The sequence below is a fragment of the Shewanella sp. 10B genome (assembly GCF_023475885.1).
In the GTDB taxonomy this organism is placed as follows: Bacteria; Pseudomonadota; Gammaproteobacteria; order Enterobacterales; family Shewanellaceae; genus Shewanella; species Shewanella mangrovisoli.
In genome coordinates, this window is sequence record NZ_JAMDJO010000004.1 from 150,342 (window position 1) to 174,993 (window position 24,652).

Consider the following 24,652-nt stretch of genomic DNA (forward strand, 5'->3'; position numbering starts at 1 on the left):
AGGATTACAGATAATCTGCCGCGTCTATTGGCGCTTTAGAGGCTTCATTCACCTCATAGAATGGCATCACCTTAATGTTTGCCATCGACGCAATAATCGACCCGGGGAAAATCTCAACGGCAGTATTTAACTCAGACACCGCCGAATTATAGAAACGGCGGGCAGCAGAGATATGGGCTTCGACCTCGTTATAGGTTTGCATCGCCTCGAGCATAGTGTTGTCCGACTTCAGCTCGGGATAGCTTTCAACGCTCACCATCAAGGCACCCATTTTATCGTTCAGCTTCTCGGCTTGCGCGATATGCTCTTTCACCGCATTGGGATCTGCCTTGTTGTAATTACGGGTTAATTGCGTACGTAGCTCAGTGATTTCAGTGAGTAATGACTTTTCATGATCCATAAATCGCTTGGCGATTTTGAGGATATTGGGCACAAGATCGGCGCGCTTGGCTAACTGCACATCGATCCCCGACAGGGCTTCGAGGGCGGTATTGCGCTTTTTGACTAGGCTGACGTACCAAAGGTAGGTGACGATAAAAATCAGCGCTAATCCTAATAACAGTTTGTCCATCTTCCATCCTTAGGGTTTGTTCTTAGTCTCAACGGGTACAGCTAAACATAAATGGCTAAGAATTTCATCTAAAGCGATAGCTAACGCAATGAAATATTAGCTTTAGCGATTCTGGTCAGAGCATTAAGCAACAAAATGACCAGCGAGATTATTCAGCTTGGATACAGAAAAACTAGGCTATAGTGTATATGCACAACGTTAAGAGCAACCTTTTTGCTCGTGAATACTGGACTCCTAGTGAGTCCATTTTTTTTATCCCGCATTCCCCCCCATAATCCGCCGCACAGCCGCAGTTGCAACATTTAAGTTTCAATTAAAGCTTAACCATCATACTTTTCGGCCAATTTTTTAACTTTCACCTTAGCGTTAATCCAACCACTTGGGCCAGACATAGCTCTGCCAAGTACGCCGCATCGATTCTGCTCCCGGGTAAAGAATGCGCTAGCAAAGGTCGACAGAGGCAAGAGAATGAGCTCGAAATCCAACGATATTCCCGTCAATTCACCACAGGCCGACGACATGAGTTCTCGCGGCTGGTTTGTCCGCTTTCTTAATATTGTCGAACGCTTAGGGAACTTACTCCCCCATCCTATTACCTTGTTCGCCCTGTTCTGTGTCGCCGTGATCTTAGTATCTGGCGTTGCGGGCTACTTTGGATTAACGGTCACCGATCCGCGCCCCGAGGGTGCCCACGGCCGAGGCGCCGATGGACTTATCCATGTCGTCAGCCTGATGAATGCCGAAGGCTTGCGGATGATAGTGTCCAACTTAGTCACTAACTTCACCGGCTTTACGCCCTTAGGCACTGTGCTGGTCGCCCTACTAGGTGTGGGTATTGCCGAGCGTTCGGGGCTGTTATCCGCGGCGATGCGTGCACTCGTTATGGGCGCGTCGAAGCGTTTGGTGACGTTAACTATCGTATTTGCCGGCATTATGTCGAACACGGCGGCAGAGCTTGGATATGTGGTATTAATTCCCATGGCGGCGATGATCTTCCACTCCTTAGGTCGTCATCCACTGGCGGGGCTGGCCGCGGCATTTGCTGGGGTATCAGGGGGATACAGCGCTAACCTATTGCTTGGTACTGTCGATCCGCTGTTATCGGGTATCACTGAGGCGGCGGCGCGAATGATCGATCCCGACTACAACGTCGGCCCCGAGGTTAACTGGTACTTTATGTTTGTCTCGACCTTTGTGATTACTTTCCTCGGCGCCTTTGTGACTGAGAAAATTGTCGAGCCGAAACTGGGCAAATATCAAGGCGATGATGCCGATGAAACCGTGCACCAATCCATGGGCAATGTCACCGAGCTGGAAAAACGCGGCCTCAAGTGGGCGGGATTATCTATGCTGGTGCTAGCGGTATTCCTTGCGCTGTCCGTCGTGCCAGAGGGTGCGCCACTGCGCGATCCGAAAACCGGTCTGGTCTCGGGCTCCCCCTTCCTCAAAGGCATAGTAGCCTTTATCTTTATCTGTTTTGCGATCCCAGGTTTTGTCTACGGTAAGGTCGTTGGCAGCATTAAAAACGATAAAGACGTTATCAATGCCATGTCACACAGCATGAGTACTATGGGGCTGTATATCGTACTGGTATTTTTTGCGGCGCAATTTGTGGCCTTTTTTAACTGGAGTAATCTAGGCGCCGTGTTAGCCGTGCTGGGTGCCGATGCCCTGCAATCCATTGGCTTAACCGGGCCAATCCTGTTCCTGTTTTTTATTATGATCTGTGGTTTTATCAACTTGATGCTGGGTAGCGCCTCGGCCCAGTGGGCCATTACCGCACCGATTTTTGTACCTATGCTGATGTTAGTCGGCTATGCGCCCGAAACCATTCAAGCGGCCTACCGTATTGGCGACTCAGTGACTAACTTAGTCACGCCTATGATGAGTTATTTTGGACTGATTTTGGCCGTGGCTTGCCGTTACCAGAAAAACCTCGGCATAGGCACGCTTATCGCTACTATGCTGCCGTACACCTTAGTGTTTTTCGTTGGCTGGACGGCGTTCTTCTTCCTGTGGGTATTTGGTTTTGGTCTGCCTGTGGGGCCAGGCGCTGCCACTTACTACACGCCTTAAGCCAGTCTAACTCCATCCCTAACAAAAAGGGCGTCGAAGCTAAGCTCGACGCCCTTTTTGATGTCGGAATTCATGCAGGGATTAACGACTTCAGTCGTACAACCATTCCATTAAAAAACTACTTATCAGCAGGAAAACCCCCAGATTAAACACCACAGTCTGTAATTTTGCCTTAGGCGATTTATCCTCCGCCTGACTCATCACTTGGTTGAGAGGAGTAAAAAACATATTAGGGTCGAGCCCCATGCCAATAAAAAATACTGCGACGGCAAAGAGGCGAGTCAGCTCAGGAACGGCCTGCTGCTCAAGATAAAACTCATAGGCGCCATAGGCGACCGTGCCCACGGCGATACAATGGCAAACGACTGCCATGATAAGCTGCTTAGTCATAAAACCTCTCACCGATGACACCACTTTGCTCCTAAAGCCAACGCACTGTTACTCATTATGCGGCTGATAATATTCGGCGCGCAGTCTATCTCTTTTACCTTGTAGCTGCACCCAAGCAAACCAACCAAATAAAAGACCTGCCGCAGGATAAAGATAGAGTGCCCGAGCTAACTCACCCCAAAAGGATGTCTCTGAGGTCAAATAATGGATAGTGGCGACCACGACTGAAGTCATACAACCCCAAAACAACACGCCAACCACTAGGATAAAAAACCACTTTCCCTTGGCTATGGCTTTATCCAATGCTGCAAGTTCCTGTGACGACATACCAAACTCCCCATCCTTTATGATTCCGCCAATATGCCTGAATTGGTTAATGCTGGCTATCCATCGTAGTAACGATACGCTAACAAAAAGCCCTGCATGTGCAGGGCTTTAAGAGTGTTAGGTTCGATTACTCCGCCGAGGTCGGCTTTTCTTCTTTACCTTTCTTCTCGCGCTTATTAAAGATGCGTTCCACAATCACGAAGAACAACGGCACGAAGAAGATACCTAGGAAGGTCGAACTCATCATACCGCCGAGTACACCGGTACCGATGGCGTTCTGGCTACCAGAACCTACACCCGTACTAATCGCTAACGGTACAACACCCAGACCGAAGGCGAGTGACGTCATCAGAATTGGACGCAAACGCACGCGGACCGCATGTAAAGTCGCTTCGATAAGACCCGCACCTTTTTCATAGAATTCTTTGGCGAATTCCACAATCAAGATGGCGTTCTTCGTCGCTAAACCGACCGTCGTCAACAGACCCACCTGGAAGAACACGTCGTTTGGCAAGCCACGACCATTCATCGCCAGCAGGGCACCGATAATACCGAGCGGAACCACTAGGATTACTGCGAACGGTACAGACCAGCTCTCATACAGGGCTGCCAGTACGAGGAATACGACCAGAATCGACAGCGCATACAGCGCTGGCGCTTGGTTACCCGATAAACGTTCCTCATAGGATAAGCCGTTCCACTCGATACCAAAGCCAGGTGGTAACTGCTTCACCATGTCTTCCATGATATTCATCGCCGCACCGGTACTGAAACCAGGAGCCGTTGCGCCTTGAATGTTCATGGCAGGTAAACCGTTGAAGCGTTCTAGACGAGGTGAACCATATTCCCATGCGCCCGTTGCGAAGGCCGAGAATGGCACCATGTCGCCCTTGTTGTTACGCACGTACCAAGTGTCTAAGTCTTCAGGTTGCATACGGTATTGCGCATCACCCTGTACGTAAACCTTCTTCACACGACCACGGTCGATAAAGTCGTTTACATAAGAGCCACCCCATGCGGTTGCGAGTACGCTGTTCACGTTCGCAATCTCAATGCCTAAGGCACTCAGTTTGGCATGGTCGATATGCAACTGATAGATTGGCGCATCTTCCTGACCGTTTGGACGAACGCCCACGAGATTTGGATTCTGTGCCGCCATACCTAGCAATTGGTTACGCGCTGCGACTAACTTGTCGTGCCCTTGACCATTCTTATCTTGTAGGTACATGTCGAAACCGTTAGCCGTACCCAGCTCGATTACCGCAGGCGGTACGAAGGCGAATACGAAGGCTTCTTTCATTTGGCTGAATACGCCCATCGCGCGACCCGCAATGGATTGCACATCCATACCTGGCGCTTCACGCTCAGACCAATCCTTCAAGCCAACGAAGGCAATACCCATGTTTTGGCCTTGACCCGCGAAACTGAAGCCCGCCACGCTGAATACCGATCTCACGCCCTCTTCAGCCAGATAGTGATCAGAGACTTTCTCCAGCACTTTAAGCGTACTTTCTTGGGTTGAGTTAGTTGGCAAAATCGCCTGCGTGAACAAGATACCTTGGTCTTCGTCGGGTAAGAATGCCGTTGGCATGCGCATGAAGATCCAGCCCACAGCCACAACTAATGCAGCGTAAATCATCATGACTCTGAAGCTACGTTTTATAATGCCAGCCACGCTCGATTCGTAACGATTCGTTAAGCGATCGAAGCCACGGTTAAACCAGCCGAAGAAACCGGTTTCGATATGGCCATGGCCCTTCTTCAAAGGTTTTAACATGGTCGCACAGAGTGCAGGCGTTAAAATCAAGGCTACCAGCACAGACAGCGCCATCGCAGACACGATAGTGATCGAGAACTGACGGTAAATTACCCCGGTAGAACCCGACATAAACGCCATAGGTACGAATACCGCAGACAAGGTCAGACCGATACCGACTAACGCACCCGTAATTTGATCCATTGACTTACGGGTCGCCTCGAGTGGGCTTAAGCCCTCTTCGGCCATTACCCGCTCAACGTTTTCCACCACCACAATCGCGTCGTCCACGAGCAGACCAATTGCCAGCACCATAGCGAACATGGTGAGGGTGTTGATGGAGAAGCCCGTTGCCGACAGAATCGCAAAGGTACCCAGCAATACGACAGGTACTGCGATGGTTGGAATGAGCGTCGCACGGAAGTTTTGCAGGAAGAGGTACATGATGACGAACACCAGTACGATAGCTTCGAGCAGAGTGTGTACTACGCCTTCAATCGATTTCTCAACGAATGGCGTTGTATCGTAGGGGTAAACCACATCTAACCCAGCAGGGAAGAAGGGACGTAACTCTTCAACTTTAGCGCGAACGGCTTCTGCTGTGTCTAAGGCGTTAGCACCAGTAGCCAACTTAATCGCAATACCAGAAGCGGGTTTGCCGTTATACAGAGACTCTACCGCATAGCTTTCAGAACCTAGTTCGACACGTGCCACATCACCCAAGAACACGTTCGCACCCGATGTATCGGATTTGATGATGATCTTGCGGAATTGTTCTGGCGTTTGCAGACGGCTCTGTGCCGATACAGTCGCGTTTAACTCTTGTCCAGGCAGTGATGGTGTACCACCGAGTTGACCCGCTGATACCTGCGCGTTTTGCGCACGGATAGCGCTCACCACATCTAAGCTGGTGAGATTGTATTGGGTCAGCTTCAGTGGATCTAACCATATACGCATCGCATATTGGGCACCGAAAATCTGAATTTCGCCCACGCCCGGTACACGGCTCATCGGATCTTGGATGTTCGCGCCCACATAGTCGGCGATGTCACCCTTATCTAAAGAACCGTCGGTCGAGACGAAGCCCAGTACCATCAGGAAGCCTGAGCTTGACTTGTTAACGTTAACCCCTTGAGATTGCACCTCTTGTGGTAACAGAGTCATAGCGCCCTGTAACTTGTTCTGTACCTGAACCTGCGCGATATCCGGATCGGCTTCCGCGTTAAAGGTTAAGGTAATAGACGCGTTACCAAAGCTATCACTGGTCGATGCGATATAACGTAGGTGGTCGATACCCTTCATACGTTGCTCAATCACCTGAGTCACTGAGTCTTCAACGATTTTGGCCGATGCACCTGGGTAGTTCGCACTGATCACCACTGTCGGTGGCGCAATACTGGGGTACTGCGAGACTGGCAGGGATCGGATCGATAGAACCCCCGCCAACATAATGATTAAGGCGATCACCCACGCAAAGATGGGGCGATCAATAAAAAAACGTGCCATAGCTATGCCCTATTGTGCTTGGGTTTCAGAAATAACTTTGGGAGTGACTGGTGCACCTGGACGGATTTTTTGTAATCCTTCCACAATCAACTTATCGCCCGCTTCCAAACCGGCAGTAATACGCCATTGATTGTCGATAACTTCAGCAGTAGTAACAATTTTTGCTTCCACTACGCCTTGATCGTTCACCACCATGGCCACTGCTTGTCCCTTAGCGTTACGGCTAATGGCTTTTTGTGGCACTAAGATAGCTTGAGGATCGGTACCAGTATTCAACACGGCGCGAACATACATGCCAGGCAGTAAGAGGCCATCTGGGTTAGGGAATTCAGCACGCAGGATCACTGAGCCCGTGTTTTCATCCACACTCACCTCAGCAAATTGCAGCTTACCGCTGTGGCCATAAACAGTGCCGTCTTCAAGCACTAACTGCACGTCAGCGTTATCAGCCGCTTGCAGCTTGCCTTGCTGTAATTTCGCTTTTAGGCGCAGCAATTGGGCACTCGATTGGGCGATATCCACATTGATAGGATCAAGCTGTTGAATGGTTGCCAGCGTTTGGCTTTGGTTTGCCGTGACCAGCGCACCCGCAGTCACACTCGATTTACCGATACGGCCAGAAATTGGCGCTAACACTTCGGTGTATTCGAGGTTGATTTTGGCGGTGTTGATTGCCGCTTCAGCGACTGTCACGCTTGCTAGCGCTTCTTTGTAAGCCGCCTCGGCTTCATCGAAATCTTGCTTACTGATAGCGTTAGTCTTTACCAATTGTTGATAACGGGCCGCTTTGGCTTTAGCAGAAGCAAGGCTTGCATTCGCTCTGGCTAAATCGGCGTTAGCGCTCACCAGTGCCGCCTTGTAAGGCGCGGAGTCGATTTGATAGAGGGACTCGCCCTGCTTCACATGACCGCCTTCGACAAAGCTACGCTTGGTAACAATACCGCTGACTTGAGGACGTACTTCGGCTTCGAGGAACGCCTTACTGCGGCCGGGTAATTCGATTTGGATAACCTGAGGCTTGGCCGCCACGTTGATTACACCAACTTCCATACTCTGCGGCCCAGCGCCGGCTTGAGCTGCCTTATCCTCTTGAGGGCTACAAGCTGCCATCCACAACGCCACGCTGATTACTGAGGCAAGTTTAATTGTCTGCCGCATGAGAACTCCTTTAAATATTAACGCTACCGTTTTTTCACGCTTTCAAAGGTGAACTGACGGCCGTAATTATAACTAAAATCAAATCTGTTACTTATCGCATACCCTATAAGGATGAACAAGAAAGATAAACAAACTAAAGTGTAAACTAATGAAAATATTCACACCTTCGCGAATACCTTATTGATTGAATTGTTATCCTATTTAAGAAATATGTTAATAGTGGATAAGCTTGTTAGCGTTGTACGATACAAAACACTTATTCAGCCTACTCTATATCGAAAATGTTGCAAACCTGTTCGACACCACAGGCTGCTATCAAGCAAACCCTGATAACAGTCTATTCGATATAAATGACACTTATCCGACTACATTACGCCAATAAATAAGCATTTTTGCATATACCATCAGTCGTTTAGCTTGGCTTGTTTGCCCGAGCCCAATATGGCTCTCTCACTCATGGTGATGCAAACAAGACGCTACAAAACTCGAATGCTTAATTCTATTGATGTAACGGTAATGATGTATGGTTTATGTAAATTCGCTTTGAATCTACATATCAGCAGAAATGAGTGACACTCAACTCTTTGAACGCGACATTTTATGACCAAGCTTAATTGAGGGCAAATCTGAAATGGCTTTTTACACCCCATTTAATGAAACTCTGCTTCCCAAAAAACGTATTTTTATTAATTAGATCACAAACACATCTCCGGCAAACTCGGTTATTTCGCCGCTTGTTCACATTCATTCATATCTTTTCGTCATTGGTTCATCCCAGGTTGCAGCGCTATTCACAACTTATTTTTACGATAAAGGTGCGCTAACAATTCCCAATACTTTGGATGATGATTATGAAGACTCGTACTAAATTTTTGCTGACAGGGGCGTTGCTTTCTTTGGCGGCAAGCTCCCACGGCGCCGAAGATAATCAACTCTTTGGCGGCACCATTAACGGCAACCTTAACTTTGCATCCGACTATGTGTTTCGTGGTGAATCAGAAACCTTAGACGGCGATATTCCTGTGGTACAAGGCACACTGAGCTGGAATCACAACCAAGGCTGGTATGCTGGGGTATTTAGCTCCAACATCAAATTTGCCGACCCTAACTTAGAAATCGTTACCGCACCTTTTATTGGCAAAGCGGGGGAATTTGGCGACTCAGGTTTTACCTACGATGTGATGTTGTTTTCATACCTCTATCCAGGTGCGTCCTACTCCAACTACACCGAGCTATGGTTAAAAGTAGGCAAACAATTTGGCCGCGCAAATCTGCAACTCGAAGTCACCCCAACGGTTGATGATTGGTTTGGTGTCGATGGCTGGCACGGGGTTAACTATGCCTTGCACCCAAGCTATAGCTTTGACAATGGCGTAAAAATCTCGGCCTCTGTGGGTTATCAAGACCTCACGGGTGATGGCGCCGAAGGTTGGGGCCACTGGAACATTGGCTTGAGCAAAGCTTACTACGGCCTCAACTTCGACCTGCGCTACCACGGCAGTACTGTCGACAGTGACCATAAAGTCTATGGCACTCAAACTCAAATCTTCGATGACAGAGTCGTCATTGGGATCAGTAAAAGTTTCTAATCCTGTTTTTTGCTTATACGTTCATCCCGCTGCTTCCCTGCAGTACTCCAATTGCTTGAAATATCGAGCCTTGACCAGCCAATTTGGCTGGTCCTTTTTTATCTAAATACGATTATCACCCACGCTACAGGCTAAGACTCGGCTAATATCCGCAAGACACCGACCCGATTCTCGCTGCCATTGGTTGAAGGCTGCCTGCACCTGCTTTAGCGCCGTTTGCGAGCTAAAACCGGCATCCACCAGCTTGTGCGCTTTAAAATAACCTTGCACATCATCGGTTAACAAAAAGGTGTCCTTACCAATACCGCGCAGGAAATACGGCCCCGTATTGCCACCGAGGCGAGCGCCTCGTTTCTTTAAGAGTGCCCAAAGCCCGACTATATCTTCGGTCGGCCAGTCGGCAATCAGCTTAGCCAAGCTGCCATGTTCGCGGGCAATATCATGGATCATCAAGGCATTATCATAAATCGCTTGGGTTTTCTTTAAATGGCGGATCAGAGTCGCATCCGCAGCGCGCGTTTGGATCTGCTCCGGTGACAGCATCAACACCTTTTCAGGCACAAAATGAAAGAAAGACTGCTCATAGGCGGGCCACTTATTATCGACCACACGCCAGACAAAGCCACTCTGAAACACCTGTCGGCTCATGGCAGAGAGCAGCGTAGCATCATCATACTGGCGAATTTCGGCACTCGTTAGGCAGCCAGGCAGTAATGCTTCGAGCCCCTTTTTACCGCCCTTGCGCTCACTCGCTCTGGCATAGATGGATGAGAAACTTTCTAACTGGCTCATACTGTTACCTTTGGTTATCTCTATTTCACTGCGATTTTAAAGCTAATAGTACCGAATTTTTGCGCGAGTGGATCATTCCGCATGGCAACCCACTTTTACGCAACTGACGCCCATCTGCAGAAAAAATCCCACAGCAAGCACCTTGATAACGACTAAAGTTAAGGCGTAGAGTCAAAAAATGCAGGGGTTGTGGGGTCGACACCTATGGAGCTGTTCTATCATCCGTTATCACGTTATTCACAGAAGGTGTTGATTGCTCTCTATGAAAAACAAGCTAACTTTTACCCGCGGATCACCGATTTGCGCGACCCGCTAGCACGTCAAACATTCCAGCAATTTTATCCTCCCGGCAAACTCCCATTACTTAAAACCCACGAAGGTCAACTGCTCCCCGAGTCCAGCATTATCATCGAATACCTAGACAGGCATTTTCAAAACAGTACCCAGTTACTGCCCGCCGAACCCGAACGCAATCTTGCGGTGCGCTTATTCGATCGCATCATAGATAACGATATTAATAACCCGTTATTTCAATTGGAAAAATTAAAGCATGCCCCCGAAGGGCATGAATTTGAGATCAAGCAGATAGAAAAGCAGATGTTTATCCAGTTTCAGCGTTTGGATGCCCATCTAACGCAGAATCACTGGGTGTGCGGCGACAGTTTTACCTTGGCCGACTGCGCACTTATCCCCTGTTTAAGCTACAGTTTTTCCCACTTAAATCTGCTGGATTTAGATGAACTCGTGCGTTACTGGCAACAGGCGCAGCTACGCGGCGCCTGGATGCTGGTGCTTGAAGAAGTGCTACTCGCCGAAATGGAAGAAGACACAGGGATCAGGAGTATTCCCTAGTGCCAACACATTAGGGCGTGTTGACGTTTCAGGGTTATTTTTGCAGCAATTTGGCTGGCGTTTATGCAAGGCGAAGTCCGTGCGGTGTAGTTATTCTACATAAACGGACGATAACGCAGCAGAAACGTCAGCCAAACGCTGCCCGAAGGGTTCGTCTAGCAAGCTCGTTCTCTTTGTCACTCGTCATTTGAGTAGAATAACTACACGTCATTCCTCGTTTCGCGAGCACGAGCTTGCCAGAACGAACAAAATCTAATCTCGAAACGTCAACACGCCCTAGCGATTACGTTCTTTCTTCAATTGTAAAAACGCTTTCCATTTAATGACTTCTGGCGGCAACTCAGGAGCAGGATCGGTATAACCCGCCTCTTTGACTAACACATCCAAGGGAACTTGCTTACCTTTACAGACAAACACACCACGCACATGCACTATGCAGTGCAAGCCACGCTCACTCACAAAGCGTTGTTCAATATAGAAATATTTCTCGTCCCAGCCCACGACTTTGGTTTCAATCTCAAACTTTTTTAACGGCTTGATATCGCGGATATAGGTAAATTCGGCGGCGTTAACAATCGGCATCCATTTCAATTTGAGGAAACGCTTCAACAGCCCCATTTCGGCCAGCATATAGGTGCGCGCCAGATCCATAAACGCCGGATAACGGGAGTTGGTCAGGTGGAAGTTGATATCGCAATCGCTAGGTAATGCACGGTAAGTAATGCGGCTCGTGCCTAAAAAATCAATCTTACGGCAGTGACGCGTGCGCCAAAACAACAACCAAAACAAACGGAAATACAGATTCATATGCAGTCGCCCTAAAAAGAAGAGCCACAGGCTAACAGAGGTCATACCAGAGGGCAAGCGAGATCTGGCTCACAAAAAAGGCGCCAAATGGCGCCTTTTTATGCTCAAGCTTTCCTATTTAGGGTGGCTTAAGCAGCAATCCCAGAGTGGCGCAGCAGCGCATCGATACTCGGCTCGCGACCCATAAATTGTTTGAACAAGTCCATAGGCTCAGCAGATCCCCCCATTTCGAGAATGTTGTGCAGGAAGCTACGGCCAGTATCAAGATTGAAGATGCCTTCCTCTTCGAAGCGAGAAAACGCATCCGCTGAAAGCACTTCGGCCCACTTGTAGCTGTAGTAACCTGCGGCATAACCGCCCGCAAAAATATGCGCAAAACCATGTTGGAAACGGTTAAATGCAGGCGGAATTAACACGGCCACCTGACGACGCACTTCATCCAAGGTCTCTTGAATACGCGCCCCTTTGGCGGGGTCATATTCGTGGTGCAGTCTAAAATCGAACAGTGAAAACTCAAGCTGGCGCAACATCATCATGCCAGATTGGAAGTTTTTCGCTGCTAACATCTTGTCTAGCATGACTTTTGGCAAAGGTTCACCGGTTTCGTAGTGACCGGAGATTTCAGCTAAGGCTTCTTCTTGCCAGCACCAGTTTTCCATAAACTGGCTAGGCAATTCGACCGCATCCCAAGGCACACCGTTGATACCCGACACGCCAGCCACGTCGATTTTGGTTAGCATATGGTGAATGCCATGGCCAAATTCGTGGAACAGCGTCGTCACTTCATCGTGGGTAAAGAGTGCTGGTTTGCCATCCACAGGGCCATTGAAGTTACACGTGAGATAAGCCACGGGCTTTTGTAGACCATGGGGCGTATTACGACGCACTCGGCAATCATCCATCCAAGCGCCGCCGCGTTTGCCTGTGCGGGCGTATAAGTCTAAATAGAAGCTGCCTCTGTGCTCGCCCGTTTCGTCGAAAATATCGAAGAAACGCACGTCTTTATGCCAGCGGTCGAACTCAGTTTGCTCCACAATCTTTAAGCCAAATAGGCGCGAGACGGTGTAAAACAAGCCAGATAGCACTTTATCTTCAGGGAAGTAAGGGCGCAGTAACTCTTGAGAAATCTCATATTTATGTTGCTGTAACTTCTCGGCATAGAAACTCAAATCCCAAGACGCCATTTCGCTCACGCCATACTGCTCCAGTGCAAAGGCTTTAAGCTCGGCTAATTCGGCCTTAGCTTGATCCTTAGAGCGCAGCGCTAATTCATTTAAGAAAGCCATTACTTGAGCAGGCGTTTCAGCCATTTTCGTCGCGAGGGATTTTTCGGCAAAACTATCAAAGCCTAACAACTGTGCCAGCTCGTGGCGCAGCGCAAGGATTTCATCCATCAAGGGACCATTATCGAATTCGCCCGCGTTTGGACCTTGATCCGAGGCACGAGTCACGAAGGCGCGGTAACACTCTTCACGTAGACTACGGTTTTCGCTGTAGGTCATCACAGGTAAATAGGAAGGGAAATCTAAGGTAAATAACCAACCTTCTTGTTCGCGGACCTCGGCCATCGCTTTTGCGGCCACCTTAGCTGAATCGGGTAAACCGGCTAATTCTACCTCGTCGGTAATTAACTTAGTCCAAGCTTGAGTCGCATCGAGCAGTTGATTCGAAAAGCCGCTCGTCAGCTCGGATAGGCGTTTAACGATTTCGCCATAACGCACTTTTTGCCCATCATCTAAGCCGATACCCGAAAGCTCGAAGTCCCGTAAGCTGTGCTCAATCACCATCTGTTGTGCTTGGCTTAATTGGTCAAAATCTGCCGATGCACGCAGGGATTTATAGGCCTCGTATAGTCCTTGATGTTGACCCACATAGGTGCCGTACTCGGATAACAGCGGCAAACAAGCATCATGGGCGGCGCGCCATTCATCTGTGCTCACCACTGAGTTCATATGGGAGACAGGCGACCAAATCTGACTTAACTCATCATCCACTTGCTCGAGCGGAGCGACTAAGTTATCCCAGGTAAAAGGCCCTGGGGTTTGCAGCACTTCATCAATCTTGGCACGACACTGAGCAATGGCCTGCTCAACGGCAACTTGAATGTGTTCAGGTTTAATCTGGGAAAAAAGCGGTAATTTTGCGCCGTTAAGCAAAGGGTTGCTCATAATGGTTCCTCTACAATCTGTGTAGCTAATAAATAAGGGCTTATCTACTATTTATCAAGGCGAGAAAACCGATTGCCCCCTTCGCAGATACACCTAGCCGTATTCAACAAAGAAAAAAGCGAACCAGTTCACAATTAAGATTTACACCAAATTTACTTATTCAATCTTGACGAGCTGATCGCAAATCGAATCCATTCTCATTAACGATCATATTCGCCTGAGTTAATATCTGCACATATTCCGCATCTTTTATCAGATTGGCTTAAATATGGCAGCTTCACTTCATCCCATCCTTAGTGCCGTCGGCGTGATTAGCGTCATTTACTTGAGTCACCCGTGCTTGGCGAACGAGAGCTTAGTGCAAACCGAAGGTGTCTCAAGCAGCGTATTACCCGCAGCAACCACAGCACCTTGGGCCGCGAATCTAGACTTAGGTTGGGATAGCAAATATGTGTCCCAAGGACGCAACAATCTGGCCGAGGGCGGAATTTATTGGCTAAATGCTAGCGTCCAATACGGCAATCTCACCACCTACGCCCTAGTCGGACGCGGCGATAGCCAAGCTTATACCGAGTGGAACATTGGTCTCGAATATGCGTTAAACCTCAGCGAACACTTAGAGGCGAATCTGGGTTATCAGCGGATTGAAGGTTATAGCAGCAGTCGCTGTCAGGATAACGAACTGTTCGCAGAATTAGCCTACACCGCCGCCCCTTGGTTAGTTCCCTCGGTGAGTTATGTGTATTCCACCGAGGCGGCAGGCTATTTTGTCGAGCTGAGTTTACACAGTTATTGGCAACTGAGTGAAAGCTTTACTCTCGCCCCTTATATAACCCAAGGGCTTGATTTTAAATATCGAACAGAAGAACACAATGGCCGTAATCATCTCCAATTTGGTTTGGAGGCCAATTATGATCTGGCCGATAATATGAGTCTCAGTGGCCATATTAGCCACAGTATTGCCCAGGACGATATTGAACTAGAAGCGGCCGCCAATGGCGACTTTAGCTCGCAGGATCAAACTTATGCGGGTGTCCACTTTAATATGAGTTTCTAAGTTTTTAAGCACGCTTCTCCGTTTGGCAAACTCTTCTCGCCCTAACTACACTCAAGAAGTCGATGGAACGACTCAGCATGGGCGAGGAACAGGGAATGTTAACTCATCATATAAAATGGCTGTCTAACGCATTTATCTTATTGATATTTTATGGCTTATCATCATTTGCTGCCGAGCCTGAATTAGAAGCATTATCTAAACCAGCCACAACTGAGCCCCTACCTTTAGGAACCCTACTCGACAGTGAAGGGAAACCGCTTCCGCTCCCGACTCAACAAAGCGCATTAGATTACCAATCTCCCGTTATCGACACTGACAATATGCCTGCGAAAACAAATACCAATAAAGCAAAGTCGACGTCATCGAAAAAGAAAAAGCAGAGCCGCAAACAACAACTCGCCAGCCGAGAGAGGGTCGCTAACAACCCCAGTTGCCGCTGGCTCAATGCCCGTATGTCACAACTCGAAACCCAGATTGGCAACCGCCCTGACAAAGCCGCGAGCTATCAGACCGATGAGCTCAGTGCTCGTCAGCAGGAATGGCAATGCCTCAAATGCGGTGCCGAAGGACCAAACCAAGACGATCACTATCGCTGCCAATATCGCCGTTAAGCTTGAGCTAACCGCCTAAAGATAAAGTAGGTGCTTTGCTGAGATTTTTTGCGGCAAAACAAGGTCTATACCAAAGCAACCTAATGGGCTGGTCTGCAAACCCATTCCAACCTACAATGACCTTCTGCTAATAAGCACCTCATTCTTAGAGTTAGACGGAGAAACTCATGGCTCAACATTTTGACTATATCTGCCTAGGCGCAGGCAGCGGCGGTATCGCCTCAGCTAACCGAGCTGCCATGCGTGGCGCTAAAGTTCTACTCATCGAAGCAAAACACGTCGGCGGCACCTGCGTAAACGTGGGCTGCGTACCCAAAAAAGTCATGTGGTATGGCGCACATATCGCCGAAGCCATGAACCTCTACGCCAAAGATTATGGATTTGATGTTTCGGTCAACAAATTCGACTGGAACACCTTAGTAAACAGCCGCGAAGCTTATATTGGTCGTATCCACGAGGCCTACGGTCGCGGTTTTACCAATAACAAAGTTACCCTGCTCAATGGTTATGGCCGCTTCGTTAATGGCAACACCATTGAAGTCAATGGTGAGCACTACACGGCTGACCATATCCTGATCGCCACTGGCGGCACACCCACCATTCCAAACATTCCTGGTGCAGAATACGGTATTGATTCAGATGGTTTCTTCGCCCTACGCGAACAACCTAAACGTGTCGCAGTCGTCGGTGCCGGCTATATCGCCGTCGAAGTCGCGGGCGTTTTACACGCACTGGGCAGTGAGACTCACCTGTTTGTGCGTAAACATGCGCCGCTGCGTAACTTCGATCCTATGCTAATCGACGCCCTAGTCGATGCTATGAAGACCGAAGGCCCAACACTTCATACCAACAGCGTCCCACAATCTGTGGTTAAAAATGCTGACGACAGCCTGACTCTGAATCTGGAGAATGGCGAAAGCGTGACCGTCGATTGCCTGATTTGGGCCATTGGCCGCTCACCCGCGACGGGCAATATCGGCTTAGAAAACACCGATGTGCAATTGGATAGCAAAGGCTATGTAATTACCGACGCACAGCAAAATACCACCCACAAAGGCATTTATTGCGTGGGCGATATTATGGCAGGCGGCGTGGAACTGACTCCCGTTGCGGTTAAGGCTGGTCGCTTACTCTCTGAGCGCCTATTCAACGGCATGAGCGATGCCCAAATGGATTACAGCCAAATCCCAACCGTGGTCTTCAGCCATCCACCGATTGGCACTATGGGATTAACCGAGCCAGAAGCCCGCGCGCAATATGGTGATGATAATGTGAAGGTTTACACCTCTGGCTTTACCTCAATGTATACCGCCGTCACTAGCCACCGTCAGGCCTGTAAGATGAAACTGGTCTGTGCGGGTAAAGAAGAGAAAGTCGTGGGTATTCATGGCATTGGTTTTAGTATGGATGAGATCCTTCAAGGGTTTGGTGTCGCCATGAAAATGGGCGCCACCAAAGCCGATTTCGATGCCGTTGTCGCCATCCACCCCACAGGTGCTGAGGAATTTGTTACTATGAGGGGTTAATGTAGAAAACCCACCTACACACGTTCGTACTGTAGAAATACTGAGAGGCCAGAGCATCGTTCTCTGGCCTTCATTTATCGACTCATCGATTCACGGCGTCTTCTAACACGTTTATGCCCCAAAATGAGTTAACAAGTAGACGCTGGATCAGTAACGAGCAGGTAGTCCTCCTGGAAACGAAAGGTCGTCGATGGTCACGGACAGATACTCCCGTCCGGCTTCGCTAATTTTCTTCCAGGCAGCACCAATGTCGTAGCTTGCCGCCTGCACGCGGAAGTCAGGGGCGCTTTCGTTGTTGCCCTTGTCGTTGGGAACGAGTTTGACCTTGAGATTCAGGGCCAGGGTGTGGAGCTGACCCCCTTGAAGCGTAGCTTGGACGCTCCATGGCAAGACCAAGCTGTGTGTTTGTGGCTTTGCCTTTGTGACATAATGGACAACAAGCTGCCAACGCTGAGGGTGACACACGGTTATTCAACGTCCAACCAGCCATGATGAGCTAGCCCCCCCGTAATCACGACGGCATGCCATCACGTGAGGGGCACTGGGCACCGAGAAGACGGAACTATGTGTGAAATGCGTTGGGCCATACCAACAGTAAGAAGAAGGAAAGAACAAAATTGGCTATCGCAAGGGAAGAGTTTTGACTAAGCAAGAGAACATTGTCCGTTATTGGCATGCCATTGAGTTACTGCAGCCGCAATCCGCCCCCAAGTTGAAGAAGCGCAGCAGCCCCTACGGTGCGTTCATTCACGACACACCTATTGGGCAAACTATCCCGCCATGGTCGGCAGCCAGTATTGTTTCAAGGCAGCATTTGCCCAGGCGGCGCGTCTGGAGCCACACGCTCTTTGCCCATATCTATGACAGTCGGTGTGTTGCTGAACAGCTCAAGGAGGTTTATGGCGCTGACCAGGGCTATCGAGAACCGCAGTATCGAGAATCAGCACTGTTCGCTGCGAAATTCACCATGGCGGGCCAGTTGGTCGATGACAGTTTCGTTCTATCCAGTGAGGCATGGTTTCTGGGGCGTGTGTTGGCGGGGCAGGATTGGACCTGTGGTTTCGAGGATGATCAAAGGGCTATCGGCGATAAGGCAAAGGTGCTGTTCGAGGGGCAGGTATCCGGCGACACGCTGCGTGAGCTGACCCGCTGGATTCTCCAATACCTCGGCCTAGCGGGTTTCTTTGGCGACACTGATGGCCAGGTATTTCGTTTCCGCTCTCAGCCCGTCAATCCCAATAAGCCTGAATCGGAAGACGACCCGCTCAATAGCTTCCTGCTCGACGATCTTGCTGCCGTCGCCAACAGCATCGGTAACGACCGGAAAAGCGAACCGCTGGATCACTATCTACGCCAACACGATACTCGTCATCGTCTGCATGTAGACGATGACGGCGCATCGCTGTCGCTGATCGATCGCCTGATGCCCGACGCCTATGCTATGAGCTGCTGGCCTTCGGAGCGGCATTTGGGACTGGTACATTCCCAACAACTAGCCGTCAATACGATCCTAGCCACACTTGGCAATGCCCAAGGGCTGTTAGGTATCAACGGCCCCCCTGGCACAGGCAAAACGACACTGCTGCGCGACTTGATTGCCGCCATTGTGACCGGCCGGGCAGATGCGCTCTCCAAGCTACGCCGCGCCTCCGATGGGTTCGTCAGTAACGGGCGCGAAGCGGCCAACGACGGCGGCAAGCAACAGGCTTGCTTCAAACTCAATCCAGCACTGTATGGTTTCGAGATCGTCGTGGCGTCGTCCAATAATGGCGCTGTGGAAAACGTCACGCTCGAATTACCCCAGCGCGACAAGATCGACGAGAGCTGGCTGCCCGAGGCGGAGTATTTTGCCGAGCTGGGCGAACTGGTGAGTGGGAAACCTGCGTGGGGATTGATTTCAGGTGCGTTGGGCAGCAAGGCGAGGCGAACCAAGTTCGTGGAGCGCTACTTCTATGGTCAGCGCCCGTTCGGCAGCGACAACAAGGCGGACTCAGAAGCCGAAGATGAAGCTGAGTTAGACGATGAATTTGGCGACATTTTGAACGTCATGTTTTCTACGCCCTCCACGGAGGAAGAAAATCCTGGTACAAACGAAGACCACTCAGGCGCACCGGCAGAACAGGAAGATGGACCGAAAGGCTTTCTCGGATGGCTCAATGCATGCGCAGAGGTCAACAAGGCACGCTCTCCGGAACAACGCCAAGCTTTGTGGCAGCAAGCCATCGCCGAGTACGAGGCCGCCAAAACAGAGGTGCGCAAGGCGCATGCCGCTACCAATCGCATCCGCGAGCTGATCCAAGCCCGCTGCAAGACAATAAAGCAGGTCGAGGATCAATCTGAAGCGCTACGCGCTCTCGAAAAGAAGCTAGAAGATGCGGTCAATCAACTCTATCGCCTGGATGCCGAAGAGAGCCGCCCTGCCAGCCTGACGCTCAAGCACTGCTTGGATGCACTTGAAGAACATCAAGCGCGCAAGCCGGGATTTTGGGCAAAAATTTTCAGTTTATGGGGTGTGCAGCGAGACTGGGATGCCAAGCGGAAACGGCTCGAAGGCCAGCACGACTTGGCAAAAGCCGACTTCAGCCGGATAGTACGCCTCACCAAGCAGTTGGATGCCTCGCGGGAGAGTCTAGAAAAGCAGACCGCCAATACTCGACGTGAGCTTCAGCGCTTGCGTGATCAATTCCAAGCGCACACGCAAGATGCTATCAACGTGGCAAGGGACGGCCAAGCCGATCACCTGCTTGCCTGGCTACAAAATGGCGCTATCGGTCGCGGCGATGCCATCGAACTAGCCGAGCCTTGGTGTATTGATGGCTGGCGCCAAGCTCGCGCTCGTGTCTTCATTCAGGCACTCAAACTTCATCGTGTGTTCTTTGAGTTGGAAGCATCCCGAATGCGCTCCAATCTGTTCCTCATCAATGGAATGTTGACAGGCACCCGCTACCAAGGCTTTTCGCGTGACGCCATTCGTTCGGCCTGGGCGTCGCTGTTCATGGTCGTGCCGGTATTAAGTAGCACCTTCGCATCGTTTGCGCGCTCATTCGGCTCGTTGGGGGCCGGCGAGATTGGTTGGCTGCTGGTGGACGAGGCAGGCCAGGCCGCACCCCAGGCAGCGGTCGGCGCATTATGGCGCTCCCGGCGTGCATTGATGGTGGGCGATCCTCTGCAACTCAAGCCGATCGTCACCGTCTCCGACGCCGTGCTCGAACACATGCGCACGTGCTACCAGGTCGATACCCATTGGCTCCCCAATCGACAATCCGCACAGACGCTCGCCGATGAAGCCACCAGTTGGGGACGCATGGCGGGACCTACTGACGGCAAGACCTGGGTAGGTTTGCCTCTGGTCGTGCACCGCCGCTGCGACAAACCTATGCACGCTCTGGCTAACCGCATTGCCTATGACGGAGCAATGGTGTATGGAACGCTTGCACCGCGGCATGATAAAGAAACGCCAGCCAGTCTCCCGACAGGATGGATTCAAGCCAGCGGGAAGTCACAAGGCAACTGGGTACCCGCTGATGGCAAAGCTCTTCAGGAACTGCTTGCACTACTGTATCAGGATGGCGTGGAGGCTAAAGATATTTCGGTCATCACGCCCTTTAAAGCCGTCCAAGAAAATCTCAAGCGCATGCTCCGTGACAAGATGGTGTCTGGCACGATCCATACCATGCAGGGTAAGGAAGCATCCATCGTCATCATGGTGCTGGGTGGCAATACTGAGGGCTCAGGAGCCCGTAACTGGGCGGTCTCGGAGCCGAATCTCTTGAACGTGGCGGCAACACGAGCCAAACGGCGCTTCTACGTGATTGGTGATAGAGACGATTGGAAGCACAGAGCGTTGTTCTGTGACGTCATGGACTTGCTGCCATTGCAGACCATTCCTGTGCGAGAACAGGAAAAAGTGCTATTCACTCGATAGCTGCCCATTGGACTTGATAACGCCCGGTTATGGCTCTTTTTGCGCCGAGGATGAATAGGACTAGTTTGACCGGGCCGTACAGTCGGTGCCCTGTACTATGAAAACTAGTTAAGATAATTTTTTAAATTCGTTTAAGAAAGAGTAGAACCAAATATGTCTTACATTTCTAATCCGAACAGAATAAAAAGTGCCCCTGTTCCTAGCTATCTTTCGTCTCAACCTGAGCTACAGCTAGAATGATAATTTAATACTCAGCTGTGGCCAGACTCAGATAGGATGTCCACTGCTAGTGTGAACCTATATCTTTTTCCTACAAATATCCCCAAAAACTTTCACATGTGAAAGTTCTAACAGCGTTATCTAATCACCGCAAGCGCTCAAGCTGCCCAAATTAGTACATTACAGGCCTTAGGATCTCGATAGCAGTAGCAGATACTGGATGAACCAACGGTTATTACAAAGTTCACCCTGTGGCTTACTTGATCAAATCAGACGATGTACATATAGGTGGTGAAATCATCACCGAAACAGACCCTATAGAGTTTCTGAATGGCCGAAATCTAGGGTCATTGCCTACTATTTATGACCAAAACTGGGGATATGTCGCACCAGTAAACCACTGGTTCATTCATCTTAAAGCGAACAAACGGCTTGAAAATCTAAGTTCCTACGCAAGAGCGCTTTTGCATTATTGGAATTTCCTAGAATCAGAAAAGTTAACCTGGGACGTTTTCCCCTTAGCAAAAGGTTTAAAGCCGACATATCGATATAGAAATGACAAACTTCTCAAGAGTGTTAAAGCTGGTGAGCTCGCATACTCAACTGCCAACACGTATATGACACATGTCGTCCAGTTTTATTTATGGGCAGCACATGAACGTTATTACCACATCAACGAGAAACACAAACCCTTCGAAATCGAATTTGTAAGAATACAGAGAAGCGACATGCTGGCTCATATGATGCCTAAATTTCTGGTCCAAACTACAGACTTGCGCATCAGAACGCCGAGGGATGCAACCAGTAAGAATATTCGGGGGCTAAAGCCCTTAACTCAAATTGCACTCACTCATTTAGCTCTACATTTACGTAATGTGCCTTGCGAATTTAGGCTGATCTGTTTGCTCGCAGCTCAATCCGGCTTACGTATCCAAGAAGCGTCAGGATTGACTTTGGCCGCACTAGAACAATCGGTTCAACGCTCAGGTTCAATAACTCATTTCGAGCTAACAATAGGACCAAGTAATGGTGTACCTACAAAATACAATAAAACTCGAACTATTGAGATAACAAGTCGCCTTTTATCAGATTTGAAAACTTATGCCATTAGTGAGCGGCGAATGTGCCGACTTGACAAACTTCTTAGCAAAATTGAGTTCCACAAAGGCATCAATGACATAAAAAAGTCCCACTCTTTTCATGTCTCAAAGGAAAAACTCGACGCCCTGACCACAGCCCAGCGATACGAACCCTTATTTATTAGCCAACAAGGTAATCCATATGATCCAAACACAATAGGCTCTCGCTTTGGAGAAGTTCGCCGCTCAATAATTAAGTCAGGAATACAATTTGAGCATAAGTTTCATGATCTTAGATGTAGTTATGCAACCTACCGACTACATAGCCTACTTGAAGCAGGTATTGAGCCTGCGAATGCACTGAGCTTACTGATGGGGTGGATGGGACATAAGAATGAATCCACGACATGGAAGTACTTACAGTACCTCAAAAGAAAAGAAGCGTTAAAAGAGAAAATATCTGTACTAGACAGCATTATGCATCAAGCATTAGAGGAAGCTGATGAGTAAGACATTGAAATTAATAGCCCCCTGGGTTGAACATCTTTGTATTCCCATACGAAACGGGGCAAACGCACACCTCCTCTTGGACTTTAATAGATACAGATATCGCGGGGTTCCTAAAACACATGAAATAAAGCAGGGAAATGCTCAGTTATTAGACCGTGATGATATAGCACAGAGACTGTTTATCACAATTACGAGCAGGGAAGATGCTTCACCAGCAACCAAAGGTAACGCATTCACCGCAGCTAGAAGACATTTTGCGTTTTGTGATGCGCAAACTCCACCGCTTCAACCGCTATCTGAAATGGCATTTGTTAAAGAATTAGAACATAACTCCATCCGTCAGCGGCTTGGGGAGATCAAGGATAGTACAGAAAGCAAGCTACGGGGGGATTTATCATCTTTATACCAGTGGCTAGATCTTCCCGTGCGACACATTTATCCACAAGGGGTCCGGTCAGGACGCACGCAAACAGAGCCAACACGCGGCTATAGTGACGCTGACTTAAAGCAATTGCTTCCGTTGCTAAGAAGTATTTTTAAGCAGTTGTATCAGCAATTCATTATCGATCCTGAGTTTCATATTCAAGCTAGTTCTAACGCTCATACAATGGTTTTTTCTTGGAAGGGGAAAGATTATCCAGTAGCCGGTGGTGCATCAAAAATTTTTTATGTCGCAACATTTCTCCTAAGTTATTACACGTGGAGTAACAGTACCGTCTTATATAGCTTAAGACGCCCACAAACTAGCACACATGCCATATCAAGCAATTGGTATCAAATGCCAGCATTTAAACGTAGAGCATTTAAAACTATCACTGTAGAGCTAGGGGATCATAACAAGCTAGAAATTCCTAAGTATGCAACCCAGTTTTTTGACCAATTAATGACTGTCTCAAAACTGGTCGATCCTAATCCTGATGGTTTGCTGTTACCGGCTTACAGCTACCGAAAAAGAAAAGTTCAGATGATGAGCAGATGCCTGCTCAATGGCTTCAAAGCAAATTGGTTAACTAAATATTTCCCGATGACTGATGAACGAGGAGACGTATTATGGCCAACACCGAGGAGATTCAGAGCAACGGGTAGTCATTTAACTTTGGCACTAAAAGGCACACTGGAAGCTGCGATTCTTCTGGATAACACACCTAGGACTATCGCCCTCGCATATTCAAGTGGAAACCCTCATGAAAACGATCTGATGAACCGTGATACAAGCCAAACTTTGGAACAGATCGTTCGCGACAGACAAGGTGTGGAGTCAGCAAAACAAAAGGTCAGAGAGGCACAAAAAGTGGAAGTACTTGCCTATGAAGCGTACATCCGACGAGCATCTCCTCCCACTCGTAGCGCAAACGGCAGTTATTGCAAAGAGCCGATGGGAGCAATGGCTGAGAAGTTTACATCAAGAGCACGAGCACATGGGCTCATAACTGAAAGTGAAAATCTAGCATGTGCCGATTTAATCAAATGTTGGAGCTGCGGACATCAAGTGCTTGTCGAATCGGTAACTGATTTATGGTGTGCTCTTAGTTTTCGCGAATGCATTGAAGAATCGGCATGCCTGCATATAGATAATGCTCATTATCAGAAAAATTTTGGCGAAGCCTTAGCAAAGATTGACCTCCGCTTAAAACAATTAAGCCCCAAAGTTGTACAGCAAGCCAGAAGAAAATTAGCAGATGAAGGTCGTCATCCCCTGTGGATGGATATAGATAGTGTCAATATTAGCTGAG

At 49.0% G+C, this 24,652-nt stretch carries 18 protein-coding genes; 9 read left to right on the top strand and 9 right to left on the bottom strand.

Features of this window, described 5'->3' with window-relative positions; all coding sequences use genetic code 11:
- Positions 1–4 precede the first annotated feature (4 nt).
- Positions 5–571 (bottom strand): LemA family protein, encoded by a 567-nt coding sequence (locus M0415_RS15780; protein WP_249556501.1) that lies wholly within the window; start codon positions 569–571, stop codon positions 5–7.
- Between the two features lie 468 nt (positions 572–1,039).
- Here M0415_RS15780 and M0415_RS15785 point away from each other — a divergent pair, with 468 nt between their 5' ends.
- Positions 1,040–2,647 carry an AbgT family transporter gene (locus M0415_RS15785; RefSeq protein WP_283771535.1) on the top strand — a complete coding sequence of 536 codons (1,608 nt, stop codon included), beginning with the start codon at positions 1,040–1,042 and terminating at the stop codon, positions 2,645–2,647.
- 90 nt (positions 2,648–2,737) lie between these two features.
- Here M0415_RS15785 and M0415_RS15790 read toward each other — a convergent pair whose 3' ends face one another.
- The 4 genes from M0415_RS15790 to M0415_RS15805 all read right to left on the bottom strand — a co-directional run bounded on the left by M0415_RS15790 (position 2,738) and on the right by M0415_RS15805 (position 7,784).
- Positions 2,738–3,037 carry a hypothetical protein gene (locus M0415_RS15790; RefSeq protein WP_249556502.1) on the bottom strand — a complete coding sequence of 100 codons (300 nt, stop codon included), beginning with the start codon at positions 3,035–3,037 and terminating at the stop codon, positions 2,738–2,740.
- Positions 3,038–3,085: 48 nt separating this feature from the next.
- Entirely contained in the window at positions 3,086–3,364 is a 279-nt protein-coding gene (locus M0415_RS15795) for a hypothetical protein (RefSeq protein ID WP_249556503.1), read from the bottom strand.
- 127 nt (positions 3,365–3,491) lie between these two features.
- Positions 3,492–6,626, bottom strand: coding sequence for an efflux RND transporter permease subunit (locus M0415_RS15800; RefSeq protein ID WP_249556504.1), 3,135 nt, complete (start codon positions 6,624–6,626; stop codon positions 3,492–3,494).
- Between the two features lie 9 nt (positions 6,627–6,635).
- Positions 6,636–7,784 carry an efflux RND transporter periplasmic adaptor subunit gene (locus M0415_RS15805; protein ID WP_249556505.1) on the bottom strand — a complete coding sequence of 383 codons (1,149 nt, stop codon included), beginning with the start codon at positions 7,782–7,784 and terminating at the stop codon, positions 6,636–6,638.
- Positions 7,785–8,626: 842 nt separating this feature from the next.
- Between M0415_RS15805 and M0415_RS15810 the strand changes: the two genes are divergently transcribed.
- Positions 8,627–9,373, top strand: a complete 747-nt coding sequence (locus M0415_RS15810; RefSeq protein WP_086902476.1) for a TorF family putative porin — start codon at positions 8,627–8,629, stop codon at positions 9,371–9,373.
- 102 nt (positions 9,374–9,475) lie between these two features.
- Here the strand turns inward: M0415_RS15810 and M0415_RS15815 are convergent, their stop codons facing one another.
- Positions 9,476–10,165 (bottom strand): DNA-3-methyladenine glycosylase I, encoded by a 690-nt coding sequence (locus M0415_RS15815; protein ID WP_249556506.1) that lies wholly within the window; start codon positions 10,163–10,165, stop codon positions 9,476–9,478.
- A gap of 204 nt (positions 10,166–10,369) precedes the next feature.
- Here M0415_RS15815 and M0415_RS15820 point away from each other — a divergent pair, with 204 nt between their 5' ends.
- Entirely contained in the window at positions 10,370–11,017 is a 648-nt protein-coding gene (locus tag M0415_RS15820) for a glutathione S-transferase family protein (RefSeq protein ID WP_249556639.1), read from the top strand.
- A gap of 276 nt (positions 11,018–11,293) precedes the next feature.
- On the opposite strand, the gene M0415_RS15825 is transcribed toward M0415_RS15820, so the two are convergent.
- Both M0415_RS15825 and prlC read right to left on the bottom strand, forming a co-directional pair.
- Positions 11,294–11,824: a thioesterase family protein gene (locus M0415_RS15825; RefSeq protein WP_011718763.1), complete on the bottom strand. Its 531-nt coding sequence runs from the start codon at positions 11,822–11,824 to the stop codon at positions 11,294–11,296.
- Positions 11,825–11,952: 128 nt separating this feature from the next.
- Entirely contained in the window at positions 11,953–13,992 is a 2,040-nt protein-coding gene (gene prlC, locus M0415_RS15830; protein WP_249556507.1) for an oligopeptidase A, read from the bottom strand.
- A 268-nt stretch (positions 13,993–14,260) separates the two neighbouring features.
- Here prlC and M0415_RS15835 point away from each other — a divergent pair, with 268 nt between their 5' ends.
- The 3 genes from M0415_RS15835 to gorA all read left to right on the top strand — a co-directional run bounded on the left by M0415_RS15835 (position 14,261) and on the right by gorA (position 17,186).
- Positions 14,261–15,049, top strand: a complete 789-nt coding sequence (locus M0415_RS15835; protein WP_220056857.1) for a hypothetical protein — start codon at positions 14,261–14,263, stop codon at positions 15,047–15,049.
- Positions 15,050–15,144: 95 nt separating this feature from the next.
- The gene (locus tag M0415_RS15840) at positions 15,145–15,660 is read left to right on the top strand and encodes a hypothetical protein (RefSeq protein WP_249556508.1); all 516 of its coding nucleotides are present in this window, start codon (positions 15,145–15,147) and stop codon (positions 15,658–15,660) included.
- Positions 15,661–15,827: 167 nt separating this feature from the next.
- Positions 15,828–17,186, top strand: a complete 1,359-nt coding sequence (gene gorA, locus M0415_RS15845; protein ID WP_249556509.1) for a glutathione-disulfide reductase — start codon at positions 15,828–15,830, stop codon at positions 17,184–17,186.
- A gap of 147 nt (positions 17,187–17,333) precedes the next feature.
- Here the strand turns inward: gorA and M0415_RS15850 are convergent, their stop codons facing one another.
- Complete coding sequence (locus tag M0415_RS15850) at positions 17,334–17,651, bottom strand: DUF736 domain-containing protein (protein WP_425383207.1); 318 nt, start codon at positions 17,649–17,651, stop codon at positions 17,334–17,336.
- A gap of 175 nt (positions 17,652–17,826) precedes the next feature.
- Here M0415_RS15850 and M0415_RS15855 point away from each other — a divergent pair, with 175 nt between their 5' ends.
- The 3 genes from M0415_RS15855 to M0415_RS15865 all read left to right on the top strand — a co-directional run bounded on the left by M0415_RS15855 (position 17,827) and on the right by M0415_RS15865 (position 24,651).
- Complete coding sequence (locus M0415_RS15855; protein ID WP_249556510.1) at positions 17,827–21,111, top strand: DEAD/DEAH box helicase; 3,285 nt, start codon at positions 17,827–17,829, stop codon at positions 21,109–21,111.
- 470 nt (positions 21,112–21,581) lie between these two features.
- Positions 21,582–22,919, top strand: a complete 1,338-nt coding sequence (locus M0415_RS15860; protein WP_231807251.1) for a site-specific integrase — start codon at positions 21,582–21,584, stop codon at positions 22,917–22,919.
- Positions 22,912–24,651 (top strand): hypothetical protein, encoded by a 1,740-nt coding sequence (locus M0415_RS15865; protein ID WP_249556511.1) that lies wholly within the window; start codon positions 22,912–22,914, stop codon positions 24,649–24,651. The genes M0415_RS15860 and M0415_RS15865 overlap by 8 nt, the downstream gene beginning before the upstream one ends.
- The last annotated feature ends 1 nt before the right edge of the window (position 24,652 follow it).

Excerpts from the sequence above, each read along its gene's own strand:
- M0415_RS15780 (WP_249556501.1), bottom strand. The coding sequence starts at position 571 with ATGGACAAACTGTTATTAGGATTAGCGCTGATTTTTATCGTCACCTAC.
- M0415_RS15785 (WP_283771535.1), top strand. The coding sequence starts at position 1,040 with ATGAGCTCGAAATCCAACGATATTCCCGTCAATTCACCACAGGCCGAC.
- M0415_RS15790 (WP_249556502.1), bottom strand. The coding sequence starts at position 3,037 with ATGACTAAGCAGCTTATCATGGCAGTCGTTTGCCATTGTATCGCCGTG.
- M0415_RS15795 (WP_249556503.1), bottom strand. The coding sequence starts at position 3,364 with ATGTCGTCACAGGAACTTGCAGCATTGGATAAAGCCATAGCCAAGGGA.
- M0415_RS15800 (WP_249556504.1), bottom strand. The coding sequence starts at position 6,626 with ATGGCACGTTTTTTTATTGATCGCCCCATCTTTGCGTGGGTGATCGCC.
- M0415_RS15805 (WP_249556505.1), bottom strand. The coding sequence starts at position 7,784 with ATGCGGCAGACAATTAAACTTGCCTCAGTAATCAGCGTGGCGTTGTGG.
- M0415_RS15810 (WP_086902476.1), top strand. The coding sequence starts at position 8,627 with ATGATGATTATGAAGACTCGTACTAAATTTTTGCTGACAGGGGCGTTG.
- M0415_RS15815 (WP_249556506.1), bottom strand. The coding sequence starts at position 10,165 with ATGAGCCAGTTAGAAAGTTTCTCATCCATCTATGCCAGAGCGAGTGAG.
- M0415_RS15820 (WP_249556639.1), top strand. The coding sequence starts at position 10,370 with ATGGAGCTGTTCTATCATCCGTTATCACGTTATTCACAGAAGGTGTTG.
- M0415_RS15825 (WP_011718763.1), bottom strand. The coding sequence starts at position 11,824 with ATGAATCTGTATTTCCGTTTGTTTTGGTTGTTGTTTTGGCGCACGCGT.
- prlC (WP_249556507.1), bottom strand. The coding sequence starts at position 13,992 with ATGAGCAACCCTTTGCTTAACGGCGCAAAATTACCGCTTTTTTCCCAG.
- M0415_RS15835 (WP_220056857.1), top strand. The coding sequence starts at position 14,261 with ATGGCAGCTTCACTTCATCCCATCCTTAGTGCCGTCGGCGTGATTAGC.
- M0415_RS15840 (WP_249556508.1), top strand. The coding sequence starts at position 15,145 with ATGTTAACTCATCATATAAAATGGCTGTCTAACGCATTTATCTTATTG.
- gorA (WP_249556509.1), top strand. The coding sequence starts at position 15,828 with ATGGCTCAACATTTTGACTATATCTGCCTAGGCGCAGGCAGCGGCGGT.
- M0415_RS15865 (WP_249556511.1), top strand. The coding sequence starts at position 22,912 with ATGAGTAAGACATTGAAATTAATAGCCCCCTGGGTTGAACATCTTTGT.